Origin of the sequence: Microbacterium sp. WCS2018Hpa-9 (genome assembly GCF_031843745.1) — a bacterium.
Lineage (GTDB): Bacteria > Actinomycetota > Actinomycetes > Actinomycetales > Microbacteriaceae > Microbacterium.
Genome location: NZ_JAVTIY010000005.1, coordinates 258,537 through 273,934, shown reverse-complemented (window position 1 = coordinate 273,934; position 15,398 = coordinate 258,537). Strand labels below are relative to the sequence as shown.

19 protein-coding genes are annotated in these 15,398 nt (G+C 68.2%); 8 read left to right on the top strand and 11 right to left on the bottom strand.

Annotated elements, in window-relative coordinates:
* Positions 1-107 precede the first annotated feature (107 nt).
* The 3 genes from RQG82_RS12535 to RQG82_RS12525 all read left to right on the top strand — a co-directional run bounded on the left by RQG82_RS12535 (position 108) and on the right by RQG82_RS12525 (position 2,196).
* Complete coding sequence (locus RQG82_RS12535) at positions 108-788, top strand: DUF4190 domain-containing protein (protein WP_311259396.1); 681 nt, start codon at positions 108-110, stop codon at positions 786-788.
* A 51-nt stretch (positions 789-839) separates the two neighbouring features.
* Positions 840-1,196, top strand: a complete 357-nt coding sequence (locus RQG82_RS12530) for a DUF3099 domain-containing protein (protein ID WP_311259395.1) — start codon at positions 840-842, stop codon at positions 1,194-1,196.
* 199 nt (positions 1,197-1,395) lie between these two features.
* Positions 1,396-2,196 carry an SURF1 family protein gene (locus tag RQG82_RS12525; protein WP_311259394.1) on the top strand — a complete coding sequence of 267 codons (801 nt, stop codon included), beginning with the start codon at positions 1,396-1,398 and terminating at the stop codon, positions 2,194-2,196.
* A 6-nt stretch (positions 2,197-2,202) separates the two neighbouring features.
* On the opposite strand, the gene RQG82_RS12520 is transcribed toward RQG82_RS12525, so the two are convergent.
* The 5 genes from RQG82_RS12520 to RQG82_RS12500 all read right to left on the bottom strand — a co-directional run bounded on the left by RQG82_RS12520 (position 2,203) and on the right by RQG82_RS12500 (position 6,114).
* Complete coding sequence (locus RQG82_RS12520) at positions 2,203-2,970, bottom strand: hypothetical protein (protein ID WP_311259393.1); 768 nt, start codon at positions 2,968-2,970, stop codon at positions 2,203-2,205.
* Between the two features lie 3 nt (positions 2,971-2,973).
* Positions 2,974-3,408 carry a cupin domain-containing protein gene (locus RQG82_RS12515; protein WP_311259392.1) on the bottom strand — a complete coding sequence of 145 codons (435 nt, stop codon included), beginning with the start codon at positions 3,406-3,408 and terminating at the stop codon, positions 2,974-2,976.
* A 5-nt stretch (positions 3,409-3,413) separates the two neighbouring features.
* The gene (locus tag RQG82_RS12510) at positions 3,414-4,022 is read right to left on the bottom strand and encodes a pyridoxamine 5'-phosphate oxidase family protein (RefSeq protein WP_311259391.1); all 609 of its coding nucleotides are present in this window, start codon (positions 4,020-4,022) and stop codon (positions 3,414-3,416) included.
* Between the two features lie 30 nt (positions 4,023-4,052).
* Positions 4,053-5,651, bottom strand: coding sequence for an ABC-F family ATP-binding cassette domain-containing protein (locus tag RQG82_RS12505; RefSeq protein WP_042537558.1), 1,599 nt, complete (start codon positions 5,649-5,651; stop codon positions 4,053-4,055).
* Between the two features lie 76 nt (positions 5,652-5,727).
* Positions 5,728-6,114: a CHY zinc finger protein gene (locus tag RQG82_RS12500; RefSeq protein ID WP_311259390.1), complete on the bottom strand. Its 387-nt coding sequence runs from the start codon at positions 6,112-6,114 to the stop codon at positions 5,728-5,730.
* Between the two features lie 27 nt (positions 6,115-6,141).
* Here RQG82_RS12500 and RQG82_RS12495 point away from each other — a divergent pair, with 27 nt between their 5' ends.
* The 4 genes from RQG82_RS12495 to RQG82_RS12480 all read left to right on the top strand — a co-directional run bounded on the left by RQG82_RS12495 (position 6,142) and on the right by RQG82_RS12480 (position 10,117).
* Entirely contained in the window at positions 6,142-6,762 is a 621-nt protein-coding gene (locus tag RQG82_RS12495) for a DedA family protein (RefSeq protein ID WP_311259389.1), read from the top strand.
* A gap of 5 nt (positions 6,763-6,767) precedes the next feature.
* Positions 6,768-8,024 carry a sensor histidine kinase gene (locus RQG82_RS12490; protein WP_311259388.1) on the top strand — a complete coding sequence of 419 codons (1,257 nt, stop codon included), beginning with the start codon at positions 6,768-6,770 and terminating at the stop codon, positions 8,022-8,024.
* On the top strand, positions 8,021-8,692 hold the full coding sequence (locus tag RQG82_RS12485) for a response regulator transcription factor (protein WP_311259387.1): 672 nt from the start codon (positions 8,021-8,023) through the stop codon (positions 8,690-8,692). The genes RQG82_RS12490 and RQG82_RS12485 overlap by 4 nt, the downstream gene beginning before the upstream one ends.
* A 108-nt stretch (positions 8,693-8,800) precedes the next feature.
* Complete coding sequence (locus RQG82_RS12480) at positions 8,801-10,117, top strand: acyltransferase (RefSeq protein WP_311259386.1); 1,317 nt, start codon at positions 8,801-8,803, stop codon at positions 10,115-10,117.
* Here the strand turns inward: RQG82_RS12480 and RQG82_RS12475 are convergent.
* The 3 genes from RQG82_RS12475 to RQG82_RS12465 are packed head-to-tail and all read right to left on the bottom strand — an operon-like array spanning position 10,064 to position 11,923.
* Positions 10,064-10,657, bottom strand: coding sequence for an energy-coupling factor transporter transmembrane protein EcfT (locus tag RQG82_RS12475; RefSeq protein WP_311259385.1), 594 nt, complete (start codon positions 10,655-10,657; stop codon positions 10,064-10,066). The two genes, RQG82_RS12480 and RQG82_RS12475, sit on opposite strands and share 54 nt — an antisense overlap.
* Positions 10,654-11,346 (bottom strand): ABC transporter ATP-binding protein, encoded by a 693-nt coding sequence (locus RQG82_RS12470; RefSeq protein ID WP_311259384.1) that lies wholly within the window; start codon positions 11,344-11,346, stop codon positions 10,654-10,656. Before RQG82_RS12470 ends, RQG82_RS12475 begins: the two co-directional genes overlap by 4 nt.
* Positions 11,336-11,923 (bottom strand): biotin transporter BioY, encoded by a 588-nt coding sequence (locus RQG82_RS12465; protein WP_311259383.1) that lies wholly within the window; start codon positions 11,921-11,923, stop codon positions 11,336-11,338. Before RQG82_RS12465 ends, RQG82_RS12470 begins: the two co-directional genes overlap by 11 nt.
* A 55-nt stretch (positions 11,924-11,978) precedes the next feature.
* On the opposite strand from RQG82_RS12465, the gene RQG82_RS12460 reads away from it, so the two are divergent.
* Positions 11,979-12,578, top strand: coding sequence for a TetR family transcriptional regulator (locus tag RQG82_RS12460; RefSeq protein ID WP_311259382.1), 600 nt, complete (start codon positions 11,979-11,981; stop codon positions 12,576-12,578).
* On the opposite strand, the gene RQG82_RS12455 is transcribed toward RQG82_RS12460, so the two are convergent.
* The 3 genes from RQG82_RS12455 to RQG82_RS12445 are packed head-to-tail and all read right to left on the bottom strand — an operon-like array spanning position 12,541 to position 15,397.
* The gene (locus RQG82_RS12455) at positions 12,541-13,914 is read right to left on the bottom strand and encodes an MFS transporter (protein WP_311259381.1); all 1,374 of its coding nucleotides are present in this window, start codon (positions 13,912-13,914) and stop codon (positions 12,541-12,543) included. The two genes, RQG82_RS12460 and RQG82_RS12455, sit on opposite strands and share 38 nt — an antisense overlap.
* On the bottom strand, positions 13,911-15,065 hold the full coding sequence (locus RQG82_RS12450) for an aminotransferase class I/II-fold pyridoxal phosphate-dependent enzyme (RefSeq protein ID WP_311259380.1): 1,155 nt from the start codon (positions 15,063-15,065) through the stop codon (positions 13,911-13,913). Before RQG82_RS12450 ends, RQG82_RS12455 begins: the two co-directional genes overlap by 4 nt.
* Positions 15,066-15,067: 2 nt before the next feature.
* Positions 15,068-15,397, bottom strand: coding sequence for a metal-sulfur cluster assembly factor (locus RQG82_RS12445; RefSeq protein ID WP_060926108.1), 330 nt, complete (start codon positions 15,395-15,397; stop codon positions 15,068-15,070).
* Between the last annotated feature and the right edge of the window lies 1 nt (position 15,398).

The following is a 15,398-nucleotide window of genomic DNA, read 5'->3' as shown; positions in this document are numbered from 1 at the left end:
GGGCCGGGTCGTCATCGATCCTACCGATGATGCCCCGACGTAACCGGCTCGACGTTTGACAGATCCATGCCCCGACTGGAACGCTGAACCCGACGAAAGGCTTCACCGTGAGCGACAGCAGCATCCCCACCACTCCCGGCGGACAGCCGACGCCTCCTCCTGCGGCCGCGCCGGCGCCTCCCGCACACCCCTACCAAGCGGCTCCCGCCGCTGCACAGCCGCCGGCGTACCCCGGAGCCGCTCCCGCACAGCCGACTCAGGCGTACCCGGGGGCCGCTCCGTCGATCGCCCCGACGCAGCAGCCCTACGGCGCACCGTCGCAGCAGCCGCAGTACGGAACACAGCAGCCGTACGGTTCGCCTGCACCGCAGCAGCCTTACGTCTCACCTGCTCCGCAGCAGCCTTACGTCGTGCCGCAGCAGCAGGGATACGGCTCCCCTGCAGCCGGTCAGCCGGGCGCGGGTTACCCCGCCTACGGCACGCCGATCTACCCGGCTCCGCGTCCCGCCAGCGGCCTCGCGATCACGTCACTGATCTGCGGCATCGCGGGTGTGGTCCTGTTCTGGGCGGTCGTTCCGCTGCTCGCCTCGATCGTCGCCGTCATCACCGGCCACATGGCGCTGCGCAAGACCAAGGAGAACCCCGAGATCGGCGGCCGCGGCATGGCGTTCGCCGGCTTGATCATGGGCTACATCATGGTCGGATTCCTGATCATCGGCATCGTCATGACGATCGTCAGCTTCGTCTTCGTCGGGGCGTTCACGCTGCCGTTCATCTTCTCGTCCTGAGGTGCAGACGGGCGCGCCGTCGCCCCCGCACCGGCGTAGGCTGGACTCATCGTGAAGAGCAAGCCACTGGTCCCTGCTGTCACCTCGCTTCCGCAGTCGCCGAAAGACGAGGCAGACCATCGTGTGCGCCGATACGCGCTCACGATGACCATCCGCATCGTCTGCTTCGCTCTGATGATGTTCGTGCAGCCGTACGGCTGGTACACCTGGGTCTTCGCCCTGGCCGCCGCACTTCTTCCTTATATCGCGGTCGTGTTCGCGAACGCGGGGAGCGACAGCACCGAGACGACGGCAGAGTCTCCCGTGCAGCAGCTGGAGGCTCCGGCCCCGGCGCCGACCCTGCCGGTCGAAAAGGACTCCGCCCCTGACGTCTTCACCATCCACGAGAGCCGCCAGGATCGCGAGTGAGTGGACTGGAATGCTCGCGCGCCGGTTGTCGGAGCGCGGCGACCATGCAGGTGGTGTGGCGCAATCCTCGTATCCACGCCGCTGACCGTGAGAAGGTCTGGCTCGCGTGCGATGAGCATGTCGGATTCCTCCGCGATTTCCTGGCCGCAAGGGATTTCCCCGTGACAGTGAGAGATGGTGTGCCCTCGTGAGTGCCCGCATGGGTAGATGGACCGTATACGTGCTGGTGGCGATCGGTTTCGCCGTCGCGTGCGCGTTCCTCTCGAACTGGCAGTTCGAGAGGAACGAGACCCGGTCCGAGCAGATCGCCCTGGTCGAGAAGAACTACGACGCAGACCCCGTGCCGCTCTCCGACCTCATCGGCGACGACGGCGCTCTCGCCCCCGGCGATGTGTGGCATCCTGTCGTGCTGACCGGTGAGTACGTCGCAGACGAGCAGCTGCTCGTGCGCAACCGCCCGCACGGAGGCACCAGCGCATATGAGGTGCTGGTGCCGTTCCGCGACGCCGACGGGCGCGTGTTCATCGTCGACCGCGGCTGGGTGCCGCCGGGTGACGGCGACTCCCCCGACGCCGTTCCGGCGCCCCCGCGCGGCGAGGTCGAAGTCATCGTCCGACTGCGACCGGGCGAGCAGCTCCCCGCCTCTGGGCGAGGCGCCCCCGAGGGGCAGGTGCCCACGATCAACCTGCCGTCGATCGCCGAGCTGGTCAGCGGCGATGTCATCACGAGCGCATACGGGCAGATCGTCAGCGAAGAGCCTGCCGGAGAGGGCACGCTCGGAGGCTTCGACTCCCCCACCGACGACCCGGGTCCGCACCTGTCCTACGCGATCCAGTGGATCCTGTTCGCGCTGATGGGCTTCATCTTCATCGGCTACATCATCCGCACCGAGATCGTGAAGCACCGCGAAGAGGTCGAGGGGATGCCGGCACCGGTGAAGACGTCTCGGCGGCGCGACAAGGATGCCGACGTCGAAGACGAGCTGCTCGACGCGCGCTGACTCCGATCAGTCCCAGGCCGTCACCCCGCCGATGACGGCGGTCTTGGGGTACGCGCCAACGGGCCCGCCGATCTCGAAGAGGTCGATCATCAGGACCATGGGATAGTCCGGCGCCTGGCCGAGGCGGCGCACCACCTGTCCCTCGCAGCCGATGGTCGTCTCGCCATCGCCCCAGATCACGGTCCAGGTATGCGGCCCCCGGGCATCGAACGGGAGGGTCACCTCGGCCATGTCGGTCGTCAACCTCGGGTCGTGGTGCGACTTGATGCCCGTGCGTGCCCGCGTCGTGCTCCCGATAGCTGAGGCGTCGATCTCGAAGATGCAGATCTCGCCGGCGTCTGTCTCGGAGAGGTGTTCGGTGCCGACCAGCCACGCCGCGAGCATGCATCCTTCGTCGGTGCTCGCGGCGACCGTGAGGTCGATCCGACCGTGACGAGGCGTGAAGAGCAGTCGCTGCGGCGTATGCGTTTCGACCACGAGTCCGTCGTCGCGGTGGCGATGCGTGCCGGCGGTCGATCCGACCGGACCGAAGTATGTCGCCGTCTGCAGATTCGACACCCGTAGCGGCGCGTCGTCCGGGCGCCAGTCGAGCTGATCCTGCTCGATCCGGAGTTCCAGCCCGCCCTCGACGAAAGCGAATCGCGCTTCGGACCGCTCGGGCACCGTCCAATGCGGCAGGTAGTGCGGAACCCACTTCCCCGCGTCGAGCCCCCGCGTGAAGTCATCCGTGAGCGTCGGAGGCGATGACGGACGCGGTGGCAGGAGGTCAGCCACAGCTCAGTCCCGCCAGGGCATCGGCTTCTCGGGCAGGCGAGCGCTGTCGTCGGGGAGATGCGGAAGCTCTTCCCCGCCGGCTCGGATGCAGAGCCAACGCAGCTCTCCCGGGCTGTCGGGCCGAGCGCGCCAGGTACGCGCGACGCCCTGTCCAACGCGGATCACCGTTCCCGGTCCCACCTCCACGACCTCGTCATCGAGTCCCATCTGCCCGCGCCCGTCGAGGAACACGTAGAGCTCTTCAACCCGCGAATGGACGTGCCAGTAGCCCGCTTCCTCACCCGGTTGAAGGGCGTTCGCGGTGAGGCCGATGTACTGCACCGTCAGTTCGTGATCTACGACGCGACGGCCATCGCGCGACCGCGTCTGGTCGAACCCGCCATGGTGTGCGCGCCACTCGTCGAGAGCGCCGATATCGATCACCTGGTATCCGCACATGCCCTTCACCCTTCCGACTTCTGATCTGCCGGGCCGCCCGTGATCGAGCGGCTCCATCCGTCGTCGACGGCGTCGAAGATCACTCGCGTGTGACGGCGGTCTCTCGACCCCTGCCAGAACTCGATCCGGGTGGGGACGATCCGCCACAGCACCCAGTCACCATCCGCGACCTCCGCTCGCGCTGCCGTGGAGCGGGCGGCGAGGTCGGCCGCACTCTCCTCGGGCGTCGCCTCCTCGACGCGGCCGCGCACCCGCACCGCGCGCACCTGCGGCTGCCACCAGAAGTTCAGGGCTGCGGCCGGCGAGGCAGCCAGTTGCGCGCCCTTGCGAGACGACCTCGTGCTGGCGAAGGCCCAGCCTCGCTCATCGATCCGCTTCAGGATGAGGGTGCGAGCGTCGGGCAGTCCGTCGGTATCCACAGTCGCGAGGGTCACCGTGTGCGGCTCAGCCACTCCGCCGTCAGCCGCTGCGCGCAGCCACGTGGCGAAGAGCGCGCTCGGGTCGTCAGGAAGCGCGCCGAGATCCCAGTCGGGGGCGAGCCCGGTGAGAGCGTGCCGACCCTTCAGCCACTCGTTGAGCTGGGCGGTGTCGAAGTCATGTTCGTCGTGCGTCACGCTCTCGACTATGCCACGAGGGGCGACGGATCAGGCGAGCTCGATGAGGTCCTGGTACTCCTGGCTCCAGAGGTCTTCGACCCCGTCGGGGAGGATCAGCACACGCTCGGGGTTGAGCGACTGCACCGCACCCGGGTCGTGCGAGACGAGCACGACTGCTCCCTCGTAGTGCGCGAGCGCGCCGAGGATCTCCTCGCGCGACGCGGGGTCGAGGTTGTTGGTGGGCTCGTCGAGCAGCAGCAGGTTCGCAGACGAGACGACGAGCGTCGCCAGTGACAGACGCGTCTTCTCACCGCCGGAGAGCACCCCGGCAGGCTTGAGAACGTCGTCGCCAGTGAACAGGAACGAGCCGAGCACCCGTCGCGCTTCCATCTCGGTGATGTGCGGAGCTGCCGACACCATGTTCTCGAGCACCGATCGATTCACATCGAGGTTCTCGTGCTCCTGCGCGTAGTACCCGACCTTCAGACCGTGTCCGGGCTCGAGCTGACCGGTGTCGGGCTGGTCGACGCCTGCGAGCATGCGCAGCAGGGTCGTCTTTCCGGCACCGTTGAGTCCGAGCACGACGACCTTGGATCCGCGGTCGATCGCGAGGTCGACGTCGGTGAAGATCTCGAGTGAGCCGTAGGACTTCGAGAGTCCGGTCGCCATCATCGGGGTCTTGCCGCAGGGAGCAGGCTTCGGGAAGCGCAGCTTGGCGACGCGTTCTTCCTGGCGGACGTCATCGAGTCCGGCGAGCAGCTTGTCGGCACGCGCGATCATCTGATGTGCGGCAGCGGCCTTCGACGCCTTCGCCCCGAAGCGGGCTGCCTGCAGCTGCAGGGTCGTGGCCTTCTTCTCGGCGTTGGCGCGCTCCTTCTTGCGGCGCTCCTCGTCGGCCACCCGCTGACGCAGGTAGTTCTTCCAGTTCATGTTGTAGGTGTCGATGATCTGGCGGTTCGCGTCGAGGTAGAACACCCGGTTGACGGTCTCGCCGACGAGCTCGACGTCGTGGCTGATCACGATCAGCCCGCCCTTGTAGTTCTTGAGGAACTCACGCAGCCACACGACGCTGTCGGCATCGAGGTGGTTGGTGGGCTCATCGAGGATCATCGTCTCGGCATCGGAGAAGAGGATGCGGGCCAGCTCGATACGACGACGCTGACCACCGGACAGCGTCGAGAGCGGCTGGTCGAGGATGCGGTCGGGCAGCGAGAGGTTGTTCGCGATGGAGGCCGCCTCGGCCTCGGCCGCGTACCCGCCCTGTCCTTCGAACTCCTCGGTGAGGCGCGCGTAGCGCTTCATCGCCTTGTCGGCGACCGCGGGGTCGTCCGACCCCATCGCGAGCGCCGCTTCGCTCATCCCGAGGTTGAGCTGGCCGAGTCCGCGGGCGTCGAGGATGCGCGTGCGAGCGAGGTCTTCGGGGTTGCCCGATCGCGGATCCTGCGGCAGGTAGCCGAGTTGACCTGAGCGGGTCACGCTTCCGCCGGAGGGCAGGACGTCACCGGCGAGCACCTTGGTGAGCGTGGTCTTGCCTGCACCGTTGCGGCCGACGAGACCGATCTTGTCTCCGTCGCTCACACGGAACGACACGTTCTCCATAAGGAGGCGTGCGCCCACGCGGATCTCGAGTTCGTGCACGGCAAGCACAGGCGGGATGTCCGTTCGTTCAAGGGGATTCAGGCCGAGGGGCCAAACTCCCAGTATAGATCGCTCGGCTGAGCGTTCAGTCGAAGTACAGATCGTGATGCAGCCGGCAGCCCGGATTGAAGACCGCCGAGCACGTCGGACACTCGGATGTCTCGAGGTAGGCATCGATACGCAGCAGCGAACCACAGACGCCGCAGAGCACCGCCTGCGTCGCACGAGCGTCCGTCGACCACTGCCGCAGCTCGTGCCCGGCGAACTCCGTATGACACAGATGGCACGGGTACCAGTCGCCGCAGCAGGCGAACCTGAGGGCGATGACATCGAGCGGCCCCTGATAGTGCTCGCACCGGGTCTGGTCGTCGACCAGCAGACCGTGCACCGTGGTCGCGCCGATCTCGGTCGGGCGGTCGCCAGATCTACCTCTCCAGGGGGATGCGGCCGATACCTCAGGGTGATGCCCCACCTGCCACCTGCTTCCTAGCCTTCTGAGGTGGATGTTATCAACGAGCTCATTCTGCAGACCGTCGCCTCTCCCTGGCTGTACGCCGTGCTGCTCGCGGTGACGATCATCGACGGCTTCTTCCCGCCGGTGCCGAGCGAGACCGTGCTCGTGGCCGCCGCGGCGGTGCTCGCGTCAACGGGTGAGTTCTGGGCGCTGCTGCCACTCGGCCTCATCGCCGCTGTGGGCGCGACGATCGGCGACAACATCGCGTTCGCCCTCGGCCGCAGGCTGGGCACGACACGGTGGGCGTGGATGCGGCGTCCGCGAGTCGCCTCGGCCTTCGCTCACGCGGAGAGAGCGCTCGCGCACCGCAGTGCGGCGCTCATTCTGGGCGCCCGCTACATCCCGGTCGGTCGTGTCGCCGTCAACATGTCGGCCGGTGCTCTGCGCTTTCCGTGGCGGAGGTTTCTTCCGCTGAGCATCGTGGGAGGCATCAGCTGGAGTGCTCTGAGCCTCGCCATCGGACTGCTCGCGGGCTCGTGGGTCAAGGAACAGCCGCTCGTGAGCGCCGGCATCGGCATCGCCGTGGCGCTCGTCATCGGGCTGGTGATCGACCGCGTCACGGCATCCCGCCGGAGACGCACCCGTGATCTGCAACTGGCAGGATGACAGACATGGCACGTCGTCGGCCGCGCACCGAGCGCGCTCCCCGCATCAGCCGTCGCACCGCCGTGCTCACGGCGCTCGGCGCTGTGAGCCTCGTGCTGTTCGCGATTCTCGTGCCGGTGCAGACCGTGCTGTACGGCACGTCGTTGCCGCTCTCGTTCATCCTGGGTGCCGCGGTGTGCGCGGCGCCTCTTCTGGCGCTGAACCATCCTCGTTGGGCGATCGCGATGTTCTGCGCTGCGGCGTTCACGCTTCCGCTTCTCGTGGTCCCTGCTCTCGCGACCGAGGCACCCTGGCCGTGGTCGGTGCCCGCCCTGCTGTCCTTCGTGCTCCTGGTCGGCGTCGTGACCTTCGTCCACGGCGCCAGGGCTGGCGTGCTCCCCCTGGCCATCGGAGCTCTGCTCTCCCTCACTGCGCCGCTGCTGCGCCCCGAAATCGTCGCCACGCCCGAGACGGCCGGCAGCGTCACCGCCGACCTCATCGTCACGAGCTCCGTGGCCGCGGCGATGTACCTGGTGGCAGTCCTCGTCGCCGGGCGGGTCAGGGTGTCTGCCGAGCTCACGCGAGAGCGCGAGCACTCCGCTCTCGAGGAATCGCGACGAGCCCTCGTCGAGGAACGCACCCGCATCGCCCGTGAACTGCACGACGTGATCGCGCACAGCATGTCCGTGATCCAGGTGCAGGCGTCGACCGCACGCTACCGGCTGCCCGAGATCGGCGATGCCGCATCCGTCGAGTTCGACAGCATCGCGGCCACAGCTCGGACCTCGCTGACCGAGATGCGACGGATGCTCGGGGTGCTGCGCACCGAAGACCAGACAGCCGAGCTCGCACCTCAGCAGGGCATCGACGACATCCCCGCTCTCGTCGACACCATCCGTCGAGCGGGTGTGACCGTGGGCCTCGAGATCACAGGAGCAGTGACGGATGCGCCGCAGGCCGTGCAGATCGCGGCCTTCCGCATCGCTCAGGAGGCGTTGAGCAACGCGGTGCGCCACGCATCGGGCGCCGCCGTCACCGTGCGCGTGCAGGCCGACGCCGATGCCGTCGGAATCCGCGTCCGCAACGGCCGGGCTTCAGACTCACCCGCGTCTCCCGGCGGCGGATACGGGCTGCGCGGCATGCGCGAGCGCGTCGAGCTGCTGGGCGGCACATTCGCCGCGAGCCCCACGACGGACGGCGGCTGGGAAGTCGCCGCCTCACTGCCGCTCCGAGACGCACCCCCACGCGACGACGCCCCAGAGCAACCAGAGGAGACCCCGTGACGATCAGCGTCCTCATCGCCGACGATCAGGCCATGGTGCGCGCCGGATTCGCCGCGCTCCTCGACGCTCACGACGGCATCCGTGTCACGGGGCAGGCCGCGAACGGCACCGAGGCCGTCACTCTCGCAGCGCGGCTAGATCCGGACGTCATCCTGATGGACGTGCGGATGCCGGAGGTCGACGGCATCGAAGCGACCCGTCGGATCCTCGGCCCGGGCTATCTCGCAGCCCACGTGCCGAGGATCCTCATGCTCACGACCTTCGACATCGACGACTACGTCTACGACGCGCTCGAAGCTGGAGCCAGCGGATTCCTGTTGAAGGATGCCCTGCCCGAAGAGCTCGTCCACGCCGTGCGCGTGGTCGCCGGGGGCGACGCGCTGCTCGCTCCCAGCGTGACGAGGCGCATGATCGAGCAGTTCGCCGGTCGGCGACCGCGCACGCCGCGAGCCGCGACCGCGCTGGCGGAGCTCACAGACAGAGAGCGAGAGGTGCTGGTGCTCATCGGGCGAGGCAGGTCGAACAGCGAGATCGCGACCGATTTGTTCATCGCGGAGCAGACCGTGAAGACCCACGTCGGCAAGGTGCTGGCGAAGCTCCGGCTTCGCGACCGCGTGCACGCCGTGATCCTCGCGTACGACGCCGGCCTGGTCGAACCCGCATCCTGAGCCTCAGCAGGATCACACCCTGGTAGGGGTGCGAACCACTCCTGGGGGTGATCCCCCGCACGGCACCGCGTTCATACGCTCCTCGGACACCCATCCGAGGAGGAAACCATGACCATCGTCGAGGCACCACCGCGCACCGCTCCGCCGCTGCCTTCTCCGGGCGGGCGCGACACCACGATCGACTTCCTGCGTGCGATCTGCGTCGTGGGAGTCGTGCTGCTCCACGCCATCATGGTCGGAGTCACCGTCGTCGACGGCAGTCCGGTGTTCGCGAACGCCAGCGAAGGATCATGGTGGATCGTGCCCATCAGCTGGGTTCTCCAGGTGATGCCGCTCTTCTTCATCATCGGCGGGTTCGCCGGCTACATCTCCTTCCGGCGCACGCAGGCGCGCGGCGGCACCGCAGCCGCGTTCATCGCCGCCCGGGTGCATCGGCTGCTGCGGCCGGCCCTGTTCGCCATCGGGATCGTCGGCGCGGCGCTCGCGGCGCTGAGCGTCGCCGGCATCCCGGCCGACATCATCGCGGTCGCCGGCTTCCGCTACAGCCAGCCACTGTGGTTCCTCGCCGTCTTCCTGGGGTGCCAGGCACTTCTTCCTGCGCTCGCGAGGGCTCACGCCCGGAAGCCGCTGAGCACCCTGGCCGCAATGGTCGCAGCATCGCTCGCCGTCGACGCGCTCCGCGCGATCACCGGGCTCGAGGGAGTGGGCTTCCTGAATCTCGCATTCGTCTGGCTCGCACTGCAGCAGGTCGGCTTCTTCCTCGCCGATGGCACGATCGACGGACTGAGCCGACGAACACGGGCGATCGCAGGAGCGGTGGCGGTGATCGCACTCCTCGGCGCCTTCACGACCGGCTTCTACTCCCCTGACCTCATCGCCAACATCAACCCACCCACCGCAGCACTGCTTCTCGTCGGGGTCGTGCACCTGAGCGCCGTCGCGCTTCTCCGCGATCGCATCGGCGCGTTCAGCCGTCGCCCGGCCCCGGCCGCATTCGCCGCTTTCGTCAACAGACGCACCATGACGATCTACCTGTGGCACATGCCGACGCTGCTCGCCATGGCCGGACTCTGCGCCACGGCCTCGCTCGCCGGCGGAATCGCGCTGCCGGATCCGAGCACCGTCGCGTGGTGGGTGTCTCGTCCGCTCTGGCTCGCGACCGCACTGGCCCTCACCGCGCTGATCGCGGTCACGCTCACGCGCATCGAGACGCAGCCGTCGCCCCGAGCGGCTGACTCACCTCACCGGATCGTGATCGCGGCGGCGCTCGGCGTCGCCTCGGTCGTCCTGCTTCTCGTGGCAGGAACGACGGTTCCGACGGCCGCGCTCGCCGTCGGCGGAATGCTGCTCTCCCAGCGTCTCGCCCGCCGGTCACACCAGACCGCGAGCGGCGAGAGCGTCGCCGACCTCGTCCGCGTGGCGTAGCGTCCTGACCATGAGCGGCACAGTGGTCCGAAGGCCGAGACGGATGCCCCGCGCCCGCTGCGCCTCGCGCACCGTATGGGCGAAGCCGGCGACCACCGGAATCATCGTGAGCGTCAGCGAGATCGTCATCGCGACCGCATCGGCGTCGACACCCAGCCGACGCAGCGGCCGCAGCATCCGGTGCAGCACGTCGAGCAGATCACCCATGCGAGTCGTGATCGTGAGGAGCGCGGCCAGCAGGAGCAGCGACGTCACCCTGGTCGTGCTGATCCACGCGGTGAGCGGCGAGACGAAGATCCACAGCGCCGACCCGAGAACCAGCACGAGCCAGCGCAGCCGCCATATCTCGACGATCAGGACCTTCACCGGCAGCCCGGCGACGAGATACAGCGTGCCCGCGACGACGAGCGAGACCGTGACGCTCCATCCGTCATGCGGGTACGCGGACGACACGAGCGCGAGCGCAGCGAAGAGCGCGAGCTTGGGCCCCGCCGGCATCCGGTGGACGATGCTCGCCCCGGGCCGATACGACTGGATCATCCGCACAGCCCGCGGTACTCGGCGACCATGTCCTCCGGGGCGCCGGCTGCGATGAGCGACCCTGCGTCGAAGAGCACCGCATGGTCGCATCTCACCGCAAGATCGAGGTCATGGGTGGCGATGACGACCTGCGACGGCAGCGCCAGCAGCAGATCGGAGACCCTTCGGGCGTTGCGCAGATCCAGCAGCGTCGTCGGTTCGTCTGCCACGATCAGTCGCGGCTCGGTGATCAGCACCGACGCGAGAGCCAGCAACTGCTTCTGACCGCCGGACAGCTCGGACGCGGGGACGTCCGCCCTGTCGGTCAGTCCGTGCTCGGCGAGTGCGGCTGCCACCCGACTGGCGACCTCCATCCGGGGTGAGCCGCGCAGCGAGAGCGCGAGATCTTCCGCGGGCGTCGGCATCAGGATCTGCGACTGCGGGTCAGTGAAGACGAAACCGACACGACGTCGAAGGGCCTTCGTGTCGCGGCGCGAATCGAGGTCGTGCACCGTGACTCGCCCTGCATCCGGCAGCACGAGGCCGTTCAAGAGGCGCGCGAAAGTCGATTTGCCCGATCCGTTCGCGCCGATCACCGCGATCCTCGGGGCCGTGAGCTCGACGCTCACATCGCGCAGGATCGACCGCCCTTCCCGCTCGACGGTCACGCCGTCGAGCGAGATCGATCCGACCGCGGTCTCAGATCGCACTGACGGATACGGGCGCTGCGGCGCCACGCAGGCCGAACGCCCGGGGGTACGCGCGCCGCAGCGCGAGAACCAGCGCCGTCGCCGCGGCCGCCTTGAGTAGATCGCCGGGGAGGAACACCAGACTCGCGAGCGCGGTCGGGCCGAGGTCGAGCCCGAGCACCAGAGCCGTCACGGGGATCCCGCACAGATACACGACCAGGATGCCGCCGACGACGACTCCGAGGGCGATCCGCCACCAACTGAGTCGACCGCTGCCCACGATGAGACCGATCACGATGACGCCTGCCACCCATCCGAGCAGGTATCCGGCGGTCGGACCGACGAGGACGCCGAGGCCGCCCCGCCCACCGGCGAGGACAGGAAGTCCGATCGCGGCGAGAGCGAGCACCAGGAGAATCGAGAGCGGGGCCAGGCGGGGTCCGAGCACAGCACCGGCGAGCATGACCCCCAGGGTCTGCGCGGTGATCGGCACGCCGCCGGGAATCGGTATCGTCACCATGCCGAGAACGATGATGAGCGCGGCGAAGATCGCCACTCTTGCTAGTTCGCGACCGAGGTCATCGCGTTGCTGGGTCATGATCGACACCTTCCTGAACACTGTTCACCTGAACGGTGTTCACTATACTGATCACATGAGCCCAGAGCACAACTCGGTCCGTCACGACCGTGCCGGCGTCGCGCGCGTGGCGCTGGCCCTCCTCGACGAAGTCGGCCTCGCCGACCTGTCGATGCGGCGGATCGCGGGCAGGCTCGATGTCCAGCCGAGCGCTCTCTACTGGCACTTCTCGAGCAAGCAGGAGCTTCTGGCAGAGCTGGCCGACCGGATCACTGCGGGGATCCCCCGCGACGATGCCGACGTGCTGACCACCGCGCGCGGCATCCGCGACGCCCTGTTCACCTATCGCGACGGCGCGGAGCTCGTGCTCAGCACCTACGCCCTGCGTCTCGGCTCGTCATACGCCCAGACCGCGCTCGAGGCCGCGCTCGCGCGCCACGGCCACACCGACGCCGCCGATCGAGCAGCGGCAGTCCTGCACTTCGTGCTCGGCCACGCGACGCTCGTGCAGCAGCGCATGCACGCCGACAGCCACGGAGCCGCTCTCGCCGACGGCACGGCCGACGTCACCGCCGGCCTCGACCGCGTCTTCGACCTGGGCGTCACCGCGCTCGCCGGAGAACCGCTCGGCGTCGGCGTCAGCCCTCGGACGACTCCGCGGCGTGGCCCAGCCTGAGTCCCGGCACGAACGCCAGCAGCACCAGACCGAGGCAGAACGCGAAGACCACCCCGAACGACGCGGCATCCCCGCCCAGCGTCGCGACAGCCAGCCCCGCCAGGGCGATCGCCACAGCCGAACCCGCAGCGTCTGAGATCGACAGCGCCGACGAGTTGAACCCCTGGTTGCCCTCGTTCGAATAGGCGAGCGTCAGCACCGTGAGGCGCGGATACAGCAGCCCCATGCCACCACCGGCGAAGCCCCACCCCACGACGACGAGCACAGGCGACACACCCCACTGCGCTGACGCGAAGACGAGCACGAGTGCCACGAGGATGAGCAACAGGCTGATCACGGTGATGCGGGTGTTGCCGAGACGTTCGCCGAAGGTCCCCTGCAGCTGCGAAGCCCCGGCCCATGCGAAGGCGGCGAACATGAGCGCGATCCCCGCCCAGGTGGCCGTGAAGTCGAAGCGCTCCATCAGCAGGTAGGGGATGTATGCCTCGGCCGCGAAGAATGCCCCTGCGGCGATGCCGCGCATGAGAACGACACTCGGCAGACCGCGACCGGCGCGGAGCGTGCGCCGGGGAACAAGCGGCAGCAGTGCGACGGCGATCACGATGACGGATCCGATCGCCACCGGCCATGCGAGGTGCACGGTCATCTCGGCTGTGAAGCCGATCAGCACCGCGAAGACCGCGACCACCACCGCGAGAACAAGGCGGATGACGAGCGCCTGGCGATTCTGCGGTTCGCCGTGTCCGAGGTCGACGCCTCGCAACCGCGCCACGACGATCACGAAGGCGATGATCGTCAGCACGGCGACGCCGAGGAACGCCCAGCGCCAGTCGAGATACTCTGCCACCGCCCCGGCGAGGAACGGGCCGATCATCGACGGCACGACCCAGGCGGCGGCGAACGCTGCGAAGATCCTTCCATGAAGGTGCGGTGGGTACAGACGGGCCACCAACACGTACAGCGCCACCGTCTGACCACCGGCGCCGAGGCCCTGGACGAGACGGCCGACGAGGAACTGATCCATCGAGACGGCAAAGCCCGACAGCAGCAGTCCGGCGATGAACAGCGACACCGCGGCGTACAGGGCACCGCGCGGACCACGGGCATCCGACCAGGCACCCGCCGCGACCATGCCGATCACGCTCGTCGCGAGCGTTCCGGCGAACGCGACGGCGTACAGCTCGCGCCCGTCGAGCGCTTCGCTGACGATGGGCATGACGGTCGTGACCGCCAGTGCTTCGATCGCGGCGAGGAAGATCAGTGCGACAGCACCGGCGGTGACCCAGAGTCGCTCCCGGTCCCAGATCGATGCGGTCGCCTGCTGCTCGGTCGTCATCGGTCCACGAGCGACGCGATGCGCTCGATGGCCTCGGTGATGACCTCCGGGCTCGTGCCGAAGTTCAGCCGGACGAACCCGCTGCCCTGCTCGCCGAAGGCGGGTCCGAAGTGCAGGGCGACCTTCGCCTCCTTCAGGATCCGGCGCGCGGGGTTGTCTCCCCATCCGAGACCCGAGAGATCGATCCAGGCCAGGTATCCGGCATCGGGGATCCGATAGCGCGCGGCGGGGAGCTTCGACGTCAGGAGATCCTCGAGCAGCACGCGATTCTCATCGAGCGTCCTGAGCAGCCCGTCGAGCCACTCGTCGCTCTCCTCGGAGAATGCGGCCACAGCCGCCAGGAGGCCGAACTGCCCGGTGCGCCACTCGACCTCGACCGGAAGCCCGCGCACGATGGCGCTGGTGCGGTCGACGGCGGTCACCATGAGCGCGCATTTGAGGCCCGCGAGATTGAATGCCTTGCTCGCGCTCACGACGGCGTAGCCCACGCGCTCGGCGGCGTCACCCGCGTCGAGGAAGGGCGTGAACCCGGTTCCCGGCTGGGCGAGCGGCGCGTGGATCTCATCCGCGATCACCGCAGCACCGAACTCGTCGGCGATCTCGGCGAGAGCGGTCAGCGAGTCGCGGCTGTGCACCGTGCCGGTCGGGTTGTGCGGGTTGCAGAGCAACATCGCGGTGGCACCGTCTTCGAAGGCTGCGCGGATGCCGTCGAGATCGATCTCCCACTCCGTGCCGGTGTCGAGCAGCGGCACCCGCACGACCTCGGCGCCGGCCTCGGAGACCAGGTCGAAGAACGGCGGGTAGACCGGCGTGGTGACTACCACGCGCTCCCCCGGCTGCGTGACGCGGCGCAGTATCTCGACGATCCCCATGCTCACGTCGGCGGTCGTGCGCATCCGCGACGGATCCGCACGCCAGCCGAAGCGACGGAGAGCGAAGGCCGCGTAGGTCTCAGGCAGCGGCGTTCGCGAGGCGATGTACCCGGTATCGCCGAGGTCGACAGCGCGTCGAAGAGCCGATGAGATCGCCGGCGCCAACGGGAAGTCGGTCTCCGCGACGAAGAGCGGAAGCACGTCGGCGGGATACTCCCGCCACTTCTCGCTGCTGCGCTCGCGTAGCTCTGCCAGGGGCAGGGCCTTGACCTCGAGCATCCTCAGATGGCGAAGCCGAGGGCGCGCATCATGTCGCGCCCGTCGTCCGTGATCTTCTCGGGACCCCACGGCGGCATCCACACCCAGTTGATGCGGAAGCGATCCACGACGCTGTCCAGAGCCTGAGCGGTCTGGTCCTCGAGCACGTCGGTCAGTGGGCAGCCTGCACTGGTGAGCGTCATGTGGATGACGAGAGCGTCGTTCTCGTCATCCCACGCGAGATCGTAGATGAGGCCGAGGTCGACGACATTGATCCCGAGTTCCGGGTCCATGACGTCTTTGAGAGCCTCGGTGACTTCGTCGTACTTCGCGTCGGTGAGGGTGGCTGTCATG

Bases quoted from the DNA above. Each gene is read 5' to 3' on its own strand.
- RQG82_RS12525 (WP_311259394.1), top strand. From the start codon at position 1,396: ATGGGTAGATGGACCGTATACGTGCTGGTGGCGATCGGTTTCGCCGTC.
- RQG82_RS12515 (WP_311259392.1), bottom strand. From the start codon at position 3,408: ATGTGCGGATACCAGGTGATCGATATCGGCGCTCTCGACGAGTGGCGC.
- RQG82_RS12490 (WP_311259388.1), top strand. From the start codon at position 6,768: ATGGCACGTCGTCGGCCGCGCACCGAGCGCGCTCCCCGCATCAGCCGT.
- RQG82_RS12480 (WP_311259386.1), top strand. From the start codon at position 8,801: ATGACCATCGTCGAGGCACCACCGCGCACCGCTCCGCCGCTGCCTTCT.
- RQG82_RS12475 (WP_311259385.1), bottom strand. From the start codon at position 10,657: ATGATCCAGTCGTATCGGCCCGGGGCGAGCATCGTCCACCGGATGCCG.
- RQG82_RS12465 (WP_311259383.1), bottom strand. From the start codon at position 11,923: ATGACCCAGCAACGCGATGACCTCGGTCGCGAACTAGCAAGAGTGGCG.
- RQG82_RS12460 (WP_311259382.1), top strand. From the start codon at position 11,979: ATGAGCCCAGAGCACAACTCGGTCCGTCACGACCGTGCCGGCGTCGCG.
- RQG82_RS12455 (WP_311259381.1), bottom strand. From the start codon at position 13,914: ATGACGACCGAGCAGCAGGCGACCGCATCGATCTGGGACCGGGAGCGA.
- RQG82_RS12450 (WP_311259380.1), bottom strand. From the start codon at position 15,065: ATGCTCGAGGTCAAGGCCCTGCCCCTGGCAGAGCTACGCGAGCGCAGC.
- RQG82_RS12445 (WP_060926108.1), bottom strand. From the start codon at position 15,397: ATGACAGCCACCCTCACCGACGCGAAGTACGACGAAGTCACCGAGGCT.